Consider the following 14,287-nt stretch of genomic DNA (forward strand, 5'->3'; position numbering starts at 1 on the left):
GGTCCCACACCGTTAAGGTAGAAACATGACGTATACCGTCGCCGTCTCCGGCGCATCCGGCTATGCGGGTGGCGAGATCCTGCGCCTGCTCGCCAGTCATCCCGACATCGAGATCCGCACCGTCACCGCGCATTCGAACGCCGGACAGCCGCTGATCCAGCATCAGCCGCACCTGCGTTCACTCGCGCACCTCACGCTGCAGGACACCACCCCAGAGATCCTCGCGGGCCACGACATCGTCTTCCTCGCGCTCCCGCACGGCCAGTCCGGCCAGTACACGGATGCCCTCGGAGACGTCCCGCTCGTCATCGACGCCGGCGCCGATCACCGCCTCACCTCTCAGGACTCGTGGGACGCCTTCTACGGCGGCCACTTCCATGAGCCGTGGGCATACGGCGTCCCGGAGCTCATCGTCGGCGGAGAGAAGCAGCGTGAGAGCCTGCGCAGCGCGAAGCGCATCGCCGCCCCCGGCTGCAACGCCTCCACCGTGAGCCTCAGCCTCGTCCCCGGCGTCGCCGCCGGCGTCATCGACCCGCGCGACATCGTGAGCGTGCTCGCCGTCGGGCCTTCCGGTGCCGGCAAGAGCCTCAAGCCGCACCTGCTCGGCAGCGAACTCCTCGGCACCGCCAACCCGTACGCGGTCGGCGGCACCCACCGGCACATCCCCGAGATCCAGCAGGCTCTGCGGACTGCCGGGGCGGATGACGCCCGCATCTCCTTCACCCCCGTGCTCGTGCCGATGGCGCGCGGCATCCTGGCCACATCCACCGCGCCGATCGTGCCCGGCACGTCCGACGCGCAGATCCGTGAGGCGTGGGAGAGCGCCTACGGCGACGAGACCTTCGTCCAGCTGCTGCCAGAGGGACAGTTCCCGCGCACCGCCGACGTCCTCGGCGCCAACACGGCACTGATGGGTCTCGCGATCGACCGCGCCGCGAACCGGGTGACCGTCGTCACCGCCGTGGACAATCTTGTAAAGGGCACCGCCGGCGCTGCCATCCAATCCATGAACCTCGCGCTCGGCCTGCCAGAAGGCCGCGCCCTCACCGTGAACGGAGTGGCACCATGAGCGTCACCGCACCCCAGGGATTCGAGGCGGCCGGCGTCGCCGTCGGTCTCAAGTCCACCGGCAAATCCGATGTCGCCGTGGTCGTCAACCGCGGCCCGCGCAAGATCGGCGCCGCGGTGTTCACGAGCAACCGCGCCAAGGCCAACCCGATCATCTGGTCGCAGCAGGTGATCGCAGACCGCACGGTCGAGGCGATCGTCCTGAACTCCGGCGGGGCCAACTGTTTCACCGGCAGCTTCGGGTTCCAGACCACGCACCAGACCGCCGAGAAGGCCGCCGAGTTGCTGGACGTCAGCGCCGGTGACATCCTGATCTGCTCCACCGGCCTGATCGGCACCGGCGACGAAACGTTCCGCGCCAAGGTCCTCACCGGCACCGAGCAGGCGATCGCGGCGCTTTCCGCAGACGGCGGAGACGCCGCCGCCCACGCCATCATGACCACCGACTCTGTCGCCAAGACCGCCGTCGTCTCGCGCGACGGCTGGACGATCGGCGGCATGGCCAAGGGCGCCGGGATGCTGGCACCGGGCCTGGCCACGATGCTCGTCGTCATCACCACCGACGCCGACCTCGAAGCCCTCGACGCGGACACCGCCCTGCGCGCCGCAACGGGGAAGACCTTCGACCGGCTCGACTCGGACGGCTGCATGTCGACCAACGACCAGGTGACGCTGCTCGCCAACGGCGCCAGCGGCATCCGCCCCGACCTCGACGACTTCACCGCCGCGCTCACCGAGCTCAGCGATCAGCTCGCGGAGAAGCTGCAGGGCGATGCCGAGGGCGCGAGCCACGACATCACCATCCGCGTCACCGGCGCCGTGACAGAGCAGGAGGCCGTCGAGGTCGGCCGCTCGGTCGCCCGCAACAACCTCTTCAAGGCCGCGATCTTCGGCAACGACCCCAACTGGGGTCGCGTGCTCGCCGCGATCGGCACGACCAGCGCACAGTTCGACCCATACGACGTCGACGTGTGGATGAACGGCGTCCGCGTGTGCACCAAGGGAGGCCCCGACCGCCCGCGCGAGGACGTCGACCTCACCCCGCGCGCCACCGATCTGCAGATCGACCTGCAGGTGGGCGATGCCGAAGCGACCATCCGCACGAACGACCTCACGCACGACTACGTCCACGAGAACAGCGCCTACTCCTCATGACAGACATCCAGGACACACCGCCTGACGTCGCGGCGGAGAAGGCCGCGACCCTCATCGAGTCGCTGCCGTGGCTGAAGAAGTTCCGCGACCAGATCGTCGTCGTCAAGTACGGCGGCAACGCCATGGTCTCCGACGAGCTGCAGGAGGCGTTCGCGCAGGACATCGCCTACCTCCGCTACGTCGGCGTGCAGCCGGTCGTCGTGCACGGCGGCGGCCCGCAGATCTCGAACATGCTCGACCGCCTCGCGATCCCCAGCGAGTTCAAGGGCGGCTACCGGGTCACCAACACCGAGGCGATCAGCGTCGTGCGCATGGTGCTCACCGGGCAGGTGAACCCGCAGCTGGTCGCCAAGATCAACTCGCACGGCCCCATCGCCACCGGACTCAGCGGTGAGGATGCCGGCCTGTTCGGCGGACGCCGCCGCGGTGTCGTCATCGACGGCGAGCAGGTCGACCTCGGTCGCGTAGGAGATGTCGTGCAGGTCGACCCGACCGCCGTCCTCGACCACCTCGCCGCTGGGCGCATCCCGGTGATCTCCTCGATCGCGCCCGACCTCGACAACCCGGGGCAGTCGCTGAACGTGAACGCGGATGCCGCGGCATCCGCCCTCGCCACCGCACTGAACGCACGCAAGCTCGTGATCCTCACCGACGTGCCGGGCCTCTACGCCGACTGGCCCAACCGCGACTCGCTCGTCTCGCACCTGACGTCGCAGCAGCTCGTGCAGATGCTGCCGACGCTCGAGTCGGGCATGATCCCGAAGATGCGCGCCTGCCTGGATGCCGTCGAAGGCGGAGTGGATGCCGCGGCCATCATCGACGGCCGCGTCCCGCACTCCGTGCTCGTCGAGCTGTTCACCAGCAAGGGAATCGGAACTGAAGTGGTACTCGGAGAAGGGGTGACGGCGTGACCGTCTGGAAGGAAGACGCCGCACGGGATCTCGTGCTCAACGTGGGGGACCGGCTCGCCCTCCTCACTCGAGGCGAGGGCTCGCACGTGTGGGACGGCGACGACAAGCGCTACCTCGACTTCCTAGCCGGCATCGCCGTGAACTCGCTCGGCCACGCGCACCCGGCATTCGTCGAGGCCGTCGCGAAGCAGGCGGCGACCCTCGTGCACGTCTCCAACTACTTCGCCACCCCGCCGCAGCTCGAACTCGCCGCACGACTGAAGCGCCTCGCCGGCGCGGGCATCGACGGCCGGGTGTACTTCTCGAACTCCGGTGCCGAGGCGAACGAAGCGGCATTCAAGCTCGCCCGCCTGCACGGCGCAGGCCTGCACGGTGCCCCCGAGCGCCCGCGCATCCTCGCCCTCGAGAACGGCTTCCACGGCCGCACCATGGGCTCGCTCGCGCTGACCGCGAAGAAGGCCATGCGTGCGCCGTTCGAGCCGATGCCCGGTGGCGTCGAACACATCCCCGCCACGATCGAGGCCCTCGAGTCGGCGATCGACGACCGCGTCGCCGCCCTCATCATCGAGCCCATCCAGGGCGAGGCCGGCGTCGTCGAACTCCCAGAGGGGTACCTCTCCGTCGCACGCTCGCTCACGCTGAAGCACGGCGCGCTGCTCATCGTCGACGAGATCCAGACCGGCGCCGGACGGACCGGCCAGTGGTTCGGCTTCAACCACGAGGGCATCACCCCGGATGCCATCACCCTGGCCAAGGGCATCGGCGGCGGCTTCCCGATCGGGGCGCTCGTGACCTTCAGCGCCGCGAGCTCGCTGTTCACCCCCGGCTCGCACGGGTCGACGTTCGGCGGCAACCCGCTGGCGACGGCGGTCGCGAACGCCGTGCTCACCGAGATCGAGAACGCGGGTCTCGTCGAGAACGCCGCAGCACGCGGCGCCCAGCTGCGTGAAGTGATCACGGGCATCGACTCCCCGCTGATCGACGAGGTACGCGGACGCGGGCTGCTGCTCGGCGTCGGACTCACCGCCCCGGTGGCCGGCGAGGTCGTGGCAGCGGCCCAGGAACTGGGTCTCATCGTCAACGCCGCGAACCCCTACACGGTGCGCATCGCGCCGGCACTGACCATCGGCGACGCCGAGATCGAGGAATTCCAGACCCTGTTCACCGCAGCCCTCGCCCACGTTCAGGCGACGGTTGCGGCATCCGAAGAAGAAAAGGCCAACGCATGACCCGCCACCTGCTGCGCGACGACGACCTCACCTCTGCCGAGCAGTCGGAGATCCTCGACCTCGCCGTCGAGCTCAAGAAGGACCGGTGGGCCGACAAATCCCTCGCCGGTCCGCAGACCGTCGCGGTCATCTTCGACAAGTCGTCGACCCGCACCCGCGTCTCGTTCGCGGTGGGCATCGCCGACCTCGGTGGCTCGCCGCTGATCATCTCGACCGCGAACAGCCAGCTCGGCGGCAAGGAGACCCCCTCCGACACCGCCCGCGTGCTCGAGCGCCAGGTCGCCGCGATCGTGTGGCGCACCTACGCGCAGTCGGGTCTCGAGGAGATGGCGAGGGGCACGCGCGTGCCCGTCGTCAACGCGCTGTCCGATGACTTCCACCCCTGCCAGCTGCTCGCCGACCTGCTCACGATCCGCGAGCACAAGGGAGAGCTGAAGGGCCTCACCCTTACGTTCTTCGGCGACGCCCAGAGCAACATGGCGCACTCCTATGCGCTCGCCGGCGTCACCGCTGGCCTGCACGTGCGGATGGCCTCGCCCGAGTCCTACGCTCCGCGCGCCGACGTGGTCGAGGCCGCAGACCGCCGCGCCGCCGAGACCGGCGGATCGATCACTCTCTACACCGACCCCGTCGAGGCGGCCGCCGGTGCGGATGTCATCGTCACCGACACCTGGGTGTCGATGGGCAAGGAAGAGGAGAAGATCGCGCGCATCCGCGACCTCGGCGGATACAAGGTCACCACCGAGACCATGAGCCTCGCCGACCCGGAGGCGATCTTCATCCACTGCCTCCCCGCCGACCGCGGCTACGAGGTCGACCCCGAGGTCATCGACGGACCGCAGAGCGTGGTCTGGGACGAGGCGGAGAACCGCCTGCACGCCCAGAAGGCGCTCCTGGTCTGGCTGTTGCGTCAGAACTGACTCTTCGACAGGCTCAGTGACCAGCATGCGGCTGCGCGAGAACTGGGACCGGCTGAACGGTCCTGACCGGATCGCGGGCGTCGACCTCGCACGCGGCCTCGCGATCATCGGGATGTTCGCGGCGCACCTGCTCGTCACCGCGGACCGGTTCAGCTGGGGCGACCCCGAGACGTGGACCGCACTCGTCGACGGCCGCTCCTCGATCCTGTTCGCGGCGCTCGCGGGCGTGTCGATCGGCCTCGTGACCGGCGGGCGCTCGCCGCTGCCGGCCGGGCGCATGGCGATCGCACGGTGGCGCTTGGCGCTGCGTGCGGCGATGCTGCTCGTGCTCGGCATCCTGCTCATCGTCACCGGCGTCCCGGTGTACGTGATCCTGCCCGCCTACGCGATCCTGTTCCTCATCGCGCTGCCGTTCACGGGGATGCCGGGCCGCACAGTGCTGTGGATCGCGGCCGTGCTCGCCCTGGTCATGCCGTTCCTGCAGCCGCTGTTCGAAGCGCTACCGATCTGGCAGACGCCCTACGCCGCAGAGATCGACGCGTTCGTCGGCTGGCACTACCCGTTCACGGTGTGGATCGCCTTCGTGCTCGCTGGGCTCGGCATCGCGAGAGCCGGGATCACGCGTGCGACGGTCCAGGTGCGGATGCTGGTCGCAGGAAGCTCGCTCGCCGCCATCGGATACGGGCTCGCCGAACTTCCCGCCCCCGCCGCCGATGGCTACTGGTGGTCGGTCTGGTCGGCCGAACCGCACTCGTCGGGGCTGCTGGAGGTCATCGGCTCGGGCGGCTTCGTCATCGCCGTACTCGCCGCGTGCCTGCTGCTGTGCCGTCTGGGAGTGCTGAAGGCGATCGTGCTGCCGCTGCGGGCGACCGGTGCGATGCCGCTCACCGCCTACACGGCGCAACTCGTGATCTGGGCGATCGTCGCCGGCATAGCGCTGGGCGACACGACGGACCTCGGCGGCTTCCGCGCCCTCGACCCGTTCTGGCCGCTCACGATCGGCGTGCTCATCGGCTGCACCGCCTGGGCTCTGCTGATCGGCCGCGGACCGCTCGAGTGGGTCCTGGATCGCACTGCCAAGCGCGTCGTGAGCGCAGAGCCGCGCCGCTAGTCTGGAGTGATGAGCGAGGCGAAGCACGACGGCACGAACGAGGGCGCACTCTGGGGCGCACGATTCGCATCGGGGCCGTCCCCCGAGCTCGCCGAGCTCAGCCGCTCGACCCACTTCGACTGGATCCTCGCGCCCTACGACATCGCGGGTTCCCACGCGCACGCCAAGGCGCTGGCCGCCGCCGGCTACCTCGAGGCCGACGAAGAGCAGCAGATGCACGCGGGCCTGGATGCCGTCGCCCGCAAGGTCGCCGACGGCACGATCCTGCCCGCAGAGACCGACGAAGACGTGCACGGCGCGCTCGAGCAGGCACTGATCGCCGAACTCGGGCCCGAACTCGGGGGGCGCCTGCGCGCCGGTCGCTCGCGCAACGACCAGATCGCGACCCTGGTGCGGATGTACCTGATCGATCACGCCAAGGTCATCGCCCGCGACATCCTGCGGGTCGTCGACGCGCTCGTCGCCCAGGCCGAAGCGCACCCTGACGCCATCCTGCCCGGCCGCACCCACCTGCAGCACGCGCAGCCGGTGCTGCTGGCCCACCACCTTCAGGCACACGCCTGGCCGCTGGTGCGCGAGCTCGAGCGCCTGGTCGACTGGCGGGTGCGTGCGGGCGTCTCGCCGTATGGCGGGGGAGCGCTCGCCGGCTCCACCCTCGGACTCGACCCCGAACTCGTCGCGCGCGAGCTGGGCCTGGATCGTCCTGCCGAGAACTCACTCGACGGCACCGCCGCCCGCGACGTCGTCGCCGAGTTCGCATTCATCACGGCGATGATCGGCGTCGACCTCTCCCGCATCTCCGAGGAGATCATCCTCTGGAACACCCGCGAGTTCGGCTTCGTCACCCTGCACGACAGCTACTCGACCGGTTCGAGCATCATGCCGCAGAAGAAGAACCCCGACATCGCCGAACTCGCCCGCGGCAAGTCCGGTCGCCTGATCGGCAACCTCACCGGGCTCATGGCGACGCTGAAGGGTCTTCCGCTCGCGTACAACCGCGACCTGCAGGAGGACAAGGAGCCGGTCTTCGACTCGGTGAACACCCTCGAGGTCGTGCTGCCCGCCTTCGCCGGCATGATCGCGACGCTGCGCTTCGACACCGCCCGCATGGCAGAGCTCGCACCGCAGGGTTTCTCGCTCGCGACCGACGTCGCCGAGTGGCTCGTCAAGCGGCGTGTGCCGTTCCGCGACGCCCACGAGATCTCGGGTGCGCTGGTTCGCGCGTGCGAGGAGCAGGGCATCGGACTCGAGGATGCCGATGACGCACTTCTCGCACAGGTCTCTGAGCACCTGACGCCCGAGGTCCGCGACGTGCTCAGCATCGAGGGCTCGGTCGCCTCCCGCACCGGCGCCGGCGGGACCGCCCCAGTGCGCGTGGAGGAGCAGCGGGTCGAACTCATCGCGCGTTCGCAGAAGGCTGCGCACGCCCTCGGCCTGTAGTCGGCTGTACTGATATTCCGCGGTTATCAGCGATAGCCTTATATTGCTCGAATATCAGTGATACGCTCATACGATGACGATCGCGGTGACGGCGGACATCATCGGCTCTCGGCAGCTCGCCGACCGGGCCGAGGCGCAACGCGCGTTCGATGAGACGATCGCCCGCGTCGAGCGCGACCTTCCGGTCGCGACGCAGGGGCTGCGTCCCACGGTCGGCGACGAGCAGCAGGCGATCTATCCCACGCTCGAGGCTGCCCTCGGCGCGATCCTGCTGCTGCGGCTGGCGCTGCCGGACGGAGTCGAGTTCCGCTACGGCATCGGGATCGGCGATGTCGGCAGGGTGCCGTCGGCGACCTCCGCCCAGGGCATCTCGGACGGCCCGGGGTGGTGGGCGGCGCGCAGCGCCATCGAACACCTCGAGGCGCTGCAGAGGCGTGCCGCACCACAGGCTCGCAGTTGGATCGTCGCGCACGAGAGCGTCGCGGATCAGCACGCGGATGCCGTGCGATGGGCCAACGCCCACCTGCTCACCAGGGACGAGATCGTCGGCGCCATGTCCGAACGCGTCCGCCGGCTGACCTACGGACGGTGCCTCTCCCTGACGCAGCGAGAACTCGCCGCTGCCGAAGGGATCACGCAGTCTGCGGTCTCGCAGGGGCTGTCCACATCAGGAGCGGCCGCTGTCGTCGAGGGATTCCGCCTTCTCGGCCTGAACTGACGCTCACCCCAGGCTCAGCCGGACGATCGCACCGATCACCCCGGCCCAGAGCAGGCTCGCGACCGTGCCGATGATGAACCGTTCCCGTGCCTCCGGCTCGGCGAGTTCCGGGAACCGGCCGATGCCCTTGACGGCGATGACGGCGGCAACCGCCTCCGGGAAGCCGACGGCAATCGCGATCACCGCAGCCAGTCGCTCCAGATATCCGATCACCGTGCCACCCCGCATCAGCGTGCGCGCGTTCTGGGGATCGGCATCGTGCGAGGCGATGATCAGGATGCCGCCGTCCTCGGTCTCACGCACCCGGTTCCCGGTCGCGATGTCGAGCGCCCTGCGCGTGAACGGATTGCCGCCGATCGTCGCCGCGGCGATCCCGAGCGCGGTCAGCGGGATGCCGGCGGCGACCGGCACGTCGCTCAGCGGAATGACCACGACGACGATCAGAGCTGCGGCGATCAGTGCGCTGCACACCACCATCGGGGGCGTGGTCGGCTTGCGCACGCTCACCAGCGAAATGATGAGCACCGCGCACATCACCGCAGCGATGCCCGCGGCGAGGATCACTGACAGGAGCGGGTCGGCCGATGACATGCCGTCAGCTTTGCACGAGCATCCGACATCGTCTCGGCACCGCGCTGCACCCGTGCGACCTCAGCCGCGATCGAGCTCGCCGCGGTACCAGGCGAGCTTCTCGGCCAGCCGCGCCTGCTGCGCCAGCACTTCCTGCAGCTGCCGCTCGACGTGCTCGGCGTGCTGTTCGAGCAGGGCGATCCGTTCCGGAATCGTGTCGTCGCGTCGGCAGAGTGCGCCGTACCGACGCAGCCTCTCCACGGGCATGCCGGTCTCACGCAGGCACTTGAGGAAGTCGAGGAGCCCAAGCTCGGTGTCGGTGTAGACGCGGTGACCGCCGGTGGTGCGCTGCACCTCCCCGAGAATCCCCTCTCGCTCGTAGTACCGCAGCGTGTCGATGCTGAAACCGGAGAGCTCGGAGGCCTCAGCGGGCGTGTACGTCGTCATGGTCTCGAGCATAGGACTTGACCTGGAGTGCACTCCAGGTCCGAGACTGGCGCCATGACTCAACAGAACACCCCACGGTCACCCCTCGTATTCGGCGCGATGACGTTCGGCACCCGTCTCGATGAGGACAGGTCGTTCGCTCTGCTCGATCGCTTCGTCGAACGCGGCGGCCTGTGGATCGACACCGCCGACTGCTACAGCTTCTGGGAGAGCCCCACCGGTCACGGCGGTGCATCGGAGACGATGATCGGGCGCTGGCTCGCCTCACGCCCCGACATACGGGAGCGCGTGCGCATCTCGACCAAGGTCGGCGCCGAGCCCCTCTGGCCGGGTTCGTGGCCGGAGTACAAGACCGGGCTGTCGCGCCGCGCGATCCGCGACGCCGTCGCCGGAAGTCTGGATCGCCTCGGGATCGACACGATCGATCTGCTCTGGCTGCATCAGGAGGACAGAACCGTTCCGATCGAGGAGACGACGGATGCTCTCGCCGAGCTGACAGCTGCCGGCACAGTGCGACGGGTCGGCGCATCCAACCACCCGGCCTGGCGGATCGAGCGTTCCCGCGCACATGCCGCGAAGAGCGGCAGCATGCCGATCGACGCCTTCCAGCTCAACACCACCTACCTGCGTGCGCGCCCGGGCACACAGCTGCCCGGCGTCATCCACCGGTTCGGCGCGCTCGACGACGAACAGCGCGACTACGCGGCCGAACACGGCTTCGAGGTATGGGCGTACACGCCGCTGCTCTCTGGCGCTTACGACAACCCCGACAAGGCGATCCCCGAGGTGTACGACCATCCCGGCAACGAGCGACGTCTCGCGATCCTCGACGAGGTCGCTCGGGATCGGGGGCTGCAGCGGGGGCAGATCGTCCTCGCGTGGCTGCTGGCGCACGGCATCCGCCCGATCCTCGGCGGCAGCACCGTCGCGCAGCTGGACCTCGCGATGGATGCCGCGCTCCTGACCCTGCCCGCCGACGAGATCCGCGCGCTGGACGAACCGGTGTGAGGGCACCGCGCTGATAGCCTGGAGCGCGTGTCAACTCCCGCTCTGACGACTGCCCCGCAGGCGATCGATCCCACGTTCGAGAACGTGTGGGACGAGATCGTCTGGCGCGGCCTCGTCCACGTGTCCACCGACCAGGAGGCGCTGCGCGCCCTTCTCGCCGGAGACCCGATCACGTATTACTGCGGGTTCGATCCGACCGCGCCGAGCCTGCACCTCGGCAACCTCGTCCAGCTGCTGCTGCTGCGCCGACTGCAGCTCGCCGGCCACAAGCCCCTCGGGCTGGTCGGTGGCTCCACCGGACTCATCGGCGACCCGCGGCCCACCGCCGAGCGCACCCTGAACACTCGCGAGACCGTGGAGGAGTGGGTCGACCGGCTGCGCGCACAGGTCGAGCGCTTCCTCAGCTTCGAGGGCGAGAACGCGGCGCGGATGGTGAACAACCTCGACTGGACGGCGCCGATGTCGGCGATCGACTTCCTGCGCGAGATCGGCAAGCACTACCGCGTCGGCACCATGCTGAAGAAGGATGCGGTCGCCGCGCGCCTGAATTCGGATGCCGGTATCAGCTACACCGAGTTCAGCTACCAGATCCTGCAGGGGATGGACTTCCTCGAGCTGTACCGCCAGTACGACTGCGTGCTGCAGACCGGCGGATCCGACCAGTGGGGAAACCTCACCAGCGGAACCGACCTCATCCACCGGGTCGAGGGCACGTCCGCGCACGCGATCGGCACGCCGCTGATCACGAACAGCGACGGCACGAAGTTCGGCAAGAGCGAGGGCAACGCCATCTGGCTGGATGCCGACATGTGCAGCCCGTACCGGATGTACCAGTTCTGGCTTTCCACCACGGATGCCGACGTGATCGACCGCCTGAAGATCTTCACCTTCCTCACGCGAGCAGAGATCGAGGAGTACGAGAAGCTCGTCGAGACCGAGCCGTTCCGCCGGGCTGCGCAGAAACGTCTCGCCCTCGAGGTGGTCGCGACGGTGCACGGCGTGGATGCCACGGCCGCCGTCATCGCGGCATCCGAGGCGCTGTTCGGCCAGGGCGACCTGAACGGACTGGACGCGGCGACGCTGCGCACGGCGCTGGAGGAACTGCCGAACGCGACCGTTCCCGCCGGAACCTCTGTCGTCGACGCGCTGGTCGCGACCGGCCTGGTGACGAGCCTCTCCGAGGCGCGCCGCGCCATCTCGCAGGGCGGCGTCGTGCTCGACGGCACCCGTGTCGAGGACGATGCGGCGGTCGTGGAGGGGACGCTGCCCGGGGGAGTGTCGGTACTGCGCCGCGGCAAGAAGACGCTCGCGGGAATCTTCATCGGCTGATGCCGTTCACGCCGAGCCATGCGGTCGTCGCGCTGCCGTTCGTGCGCACGCCGCTGGTTCCGGCGGCGATCGCGATCGGAGCGATGACTCCCGACCTGCCGCTGTTCGTGCGCGGGTTCGGCGTGACCTACTCGTTCACGCACACCTACGCGAACATCGTCTGGACGATGGTCATCGCCCTGGGCCTGTTCCTGCTCTGGCGGGTCGTGCTGCGACCGATCGCACCGGAGCTCTCGCCGCAGTGGGTGGCGCGTCGGCTGCCCGCCGACTGGGACATGCCGGCGGCGGATACGCTGAACGATGCCTTGGGGATCGGGCGGCGATGGACGCACGCTGTGTTGCTCGCGGCATCCCTGCTCATCGGCGTCATCTCGCACATCCTGTGGGATGAGTTCACGCACGAGGGCCGTCTCGGGTTGCAGCTCATGCCGGCGCTCGCCGAGCAGTGGGGGCCGCTGCAAGGGTTCAAGTGGTTGCAGCACGGATCCAGCGTCATCGGCCTCGTGATCGTCGGCATCTGGGCGCTGCTCTGGCTTCGTCGCGCCGAGCCCCGCCCTGCTGTCGCCCGAACGACCTGGCCGTGGGTACGCGTGGTCTGGTGGCTGTCGCTGCCGATCATCCTCGTCGCCGCTTGGCTGATCGGCTATCTGACGCTCGGTCCGTTCACGGACGACTTCACGATCCAGCACCTGGCGTATCGGTCACTGCCGCTGGCATCGGGCATCTGGGCGATGCTCACGCTCGCGCTGTGCGTGGCGCTCACCATTCTGGGGCGTCGGAACCCCACGGGCGCGGCGCCGCGAAGCTGAACCCGGGCAGCGCCGACCGCACAATCGTCAATGTTCGCCCGCTGATCGCGAAGTCCTGCATGTGATCGGCAGGGTCGATCTCACGGGGTGACGTCGGGACGGTGTGGCGCGGCAGTCCCAGCAGTTCGGCGGCGACGCGTCGGAGCGAGGTGCTCACCCGCCAGCTCCCACCCTCATCACGGCGTCTGCGGATCGCGGCGACGATACCGGCGGCGAGCAGATAGCCGGCGCTGTGATCCAGGGCCTGCGCGGGGAGCACTCCCGGAGTCTCGCCGTCCGGAGATTCGACCAGCGCGATACCGGATTCCGCCTGCACGAGGCTGTCGAAACCGGCGCGCTCGGGATACTCCGTGCCCCACGCGCTCAGCTGCGCAACGACCAGATGCGGATGCCGTTCGGCGAGAGCAGCGGGGGAGAGGCCAAGACGATCAAGAGCGGCAGGGCGATAGCCGAGCACGACGACGTCCGCGTGCGCGAGCAGCGTGCTCATCTCGGGGCTACGGGCATCGAGGATTGTGCTGCGCTTTCCGTGGCCGGTGTCCAGGTGCTGCCACTCCGGCTCCGGCAGATGGGGCGGATCGATGCGGAGCACGTCAGCACCGAGGAGCGCGAGAGTGCGCGTGCACACGGGGCCGGCGATCACGCGGGTGAGATCGAGGACCCGGATGCCGCGCAGCGGCGCGCCTGCTCGCGACTGGTGCGGCCGTGCCTGTGGCGCATCGCCGGCACGCCGGATATCGACGAGCGGCTGCTCACGGAGAGCGGCGTCGCGCGCGGGATTCTCGGGCGAGACGACGACGGCGAGGCCTCCCGCCGCCGAGATGCGCTGCGCGGATTCACGGGCGGATGCCGCGGCGAGCATCGCGCGGACCTCGTCCGCGCTCGCGTTCTGCGGGAGGTCGAGGGCGTCCAGAAGCGCTGCCGCATGGTGCGGGTAGTTGCCGTGAGTGCGGACCCACCAATCAGCAGTCGGCCAGAACCCTGAGTACGGCGACCAGACATCCGGCGCCTCGCCGTCGATGCGCAAGAACCGATCACTGCGGTAGGAGAGGGCGATGCGGTCCGCATCGAGCGCGGGCACAGCGTCGGTGCCGGTGGCGAGCAGGACCGACGCCACACTCGCCCACGCGAGTTCCGCCGTGGCCAGTCGGGAGGGGAGCGGCACAGCGGCGGCGGGGCCAGGAATGTCGTTGATCGAGCCCACCTCGATGCCCAGATCCTTCGCGACACGGGCGAGCACTGCGCGTCCGCAGTTCGTTGGGTCCATGGCGCGATCGTACGCCGCTGGACAGGATTCCAGGCCTGACCGGGCACGTTCGCAGAACGCGGGATAGCGACACGCCCGGGAGTCGATCCGGATTTGCCCGCTCCCGCGGATCCCGCGTAAGTTATTACTTGTTCGCCCCACAGGGTTGAGAAAGGGCCAAGGCTCAGCTCCCCTCAAGTGGCGGACCACCTCCCACACACAGAACATCACTTCGGTGAGATGCTGCGTGTGGGTTGCTCTGTGGTTCCGCAGATCACACACCGAGTTCACTCGGCGCGTCGATTTGACAAACGGAAGCCACGGGG

Annotated in this window: 14 protein-coding genes; 11 read left to right on the top strand and 3 right to left on the bottom strand. The window is 69.0% G+C overall.

The window, feature by feature from the left end:
- Positions 1-25: 25 nt before the first annotated feature.
- From argC to MAE01_RS12750, 8 genes are all read left to right on the top strand, one after another.
- Positions 26-1,069, top strand: coding sequence for an N-acetyl-gamma-glutamyl-phosphate reductase (argC, locus tag MAE01_RS12715; protein ID WP_147039930.1), 1,044 nt, complete (start codon positions 26-28; stop codon positions 1,067-1,069).
- Positions 1,066-2,223 (top strand): bifunctional glutamate N-acetyltransferase/amino-acid acetyltransferase ArgJ, encoded by a 1,158-nt coding sequence (gene argJ / locus MAE01_RS12720; RefSeq protein WP_147039931.1) that lies wholly within the window; start codon positions 1,066-1,068, stop codon positions 2,221-2,223. Before argC ends, argJ begins: the two co-directional genes overlap by 4 nt.
- Positions 2,220-3,134 (top strand): acetylglutamate kinase, encoded by a 915-nt coding sequence (gene argB, locus MAE01_RS12725; RefSeq protein ID WP_147039932.1) that lies wholly within the window; start codon positions 2,220-2,222, stop codon positions 3,132-3,134. The genes argJ and argB overlap by 4 nt, the downstream gene beginning before the upstream one ends.
- The gene (locus MAE01_RS12730; RefSeq protein WP_147039933.1) at positions 3,131-4,363 is read left to right on the top strand and encodes an acetylornithine transaminase; all 1,233 of its coding nucleotides are present in this window, start codon (positions 3,131-3,133) and stop codon (positions 4,361-4,363) included. The genes argB and MAE01_RS12730 overlap by 4 nt, the downstream gene beginning before the upstream one ends.
- Positions 4,360-5,283 (top strand): ornithine carbamoyltransferase, encoded by a 924-nt coding sequence (gene argF, locus MAE01_RS12735; RefSeq protein WP_147039934.1) that lies wholly within the window; start codon positions 4,360-4,362, stop codon positions 5,281-5,283. The genes MAE01_RS12730 and argF overlap by 4 nt, the downstream gene beginning before the upstream one ends.
- Before the next feature lie 25 nt (positions 5,284-5,308).
- Positions 5,309-6,394: a heparan-alpha-glucosaminide N-acetyltransferase domain-containing protein gene (locus tag MAE01_RS12740; protein WP_147039952.1), complete on the top strand. Its 1,086-nt coding sequence runs from the start codon at positions 5,309-5,311 to the stop codon at positions 6,392-6,394.
- A gap of 9 nt (positions 6,395-6,403) precedes the next feature.
- Positions 6,404-7,834, top strand: a complete 1,431-nt coding sequence (argH, locus tag MAE01_RS12745) for an argininosuccinate lyase (protein WP_147039935.1) — start codon at positions 6,404-6,406, stop codon at positions 7,832-7,834.
- A 73-nt stretch (positions 7,835-7,907) separates the two neighbouring features.
- A complete protein-coding gene (locus MAE01_RS12750; RefSeq protein WP_147039936.1) occupies positions 7,908-8,552 on the top strand; it encodes a SatD family protein in 645 nt (214 codons plus the stop codon).
- A gap of 3 nt (positions 8,553-8,555) precedes the next feature.
- On the opposite strand, the gene MAE01_RS12755 is transcribed toward MAE01_RS12750, so the two are convergent.
- Positions 8,556-9,143, bottom strand: a complete 588-nt coding sequence (locus tag MAE01_RS12755; RefSeq protein ID WP_147039937.1) for a hypothetical protein — start codon at positions 9,141-9,143, stop codon at positions 8,556-8,558.
- A 60-nt stretch (positions 9,144-9,203) separates the two neighbouring features.
- Positions 9,204-9,569 carry a MerR family transcriptional regulator gene (locus MAE01_RS12760; protein ID WP_147039938.1) on the bottom strand — a complete coding sequence of 122 codons (366 nt, stop codon included), beginning with the start codon at positions 9,567-9,569 and terminating at the stop codon, positions 9,204-9,206.
- A gap of 54 nt (positions 9,570-9,623) precedes the next feature.
- Here MAE01_RS12760 and MAE01_RS12765 point away from each other — a divergent pair, with 54 nt between their 5' ends.
- From MAE01_RS12765 to MAE01_RS12775, 3 genes are read left to right on the top strand one after another with little or no spacing between them, the layout of a single operon-like run.
- On the top strand, positions 9,624-10,577 hold the full coding sequence (locus MAE01_RS12765) for an aldo/keto reductase (protein ID WP_147039939.1): 954 nt from the start codon (positions 9,624-9,626) through the stop codon (positions 10,575-10,577).
- A 27-nt stretch (positions 10,578-10,604) separates the two neighbouring features.
- Positions 10,605-11,906: a tyrosine--tRNA ligase gene (gene tyrS, locus MAE01_RS12770; protein ID WP_147039940.1), complete on the top strand. Its 1,302-nt coding sequence runs from the start codon at positions 10,605-10,607 to the stop codon at positions 11,904-11,906.
- Positions 11,906-12,715 (top strand): DUF4184 family protein, encoded by an 810-nt coding sequence (locus MAE01_RS12775; protein WP_147039941.1) that lies wholly within the window; start codon positions 11,906-11,908, stop codon positions 12,713-12,715. Before tyrS ends, MAE01_RS12775 begins: the two co-directional genes overlap by 1 nt.
- On the opposite strand, the gene MAE01_RS12780 is transcribed toward MAE01_RS12775, so the two are convergent.
- On the bottom strand, positions 12,666-13,982 hold the full coding sequence (locus tag MAE01_RS12780; RefSeq protein ID WP_229718049.1) for a CoA transferase: 1,317 nt from the start codon (positions 13,980-13,982) through the stop codon (positions 12,666-12,668). The two genes, MAE01_RS12775 and MAE01_RS12780, sit on opposite strands and share 50 nt — an antisense overlap.
- Positions 13,983-14,287 lie beyond the last annotated feature (305 nt).

This window comes from Microbacterium aerolatum (assembly GCF_007988825.1).
Lineage (GTDB): Bacteria > Actinomycetota > Actinomycetes > Actinomycetales > Microbacteriaceae > Microbacterium > Microbacterium aerolatum.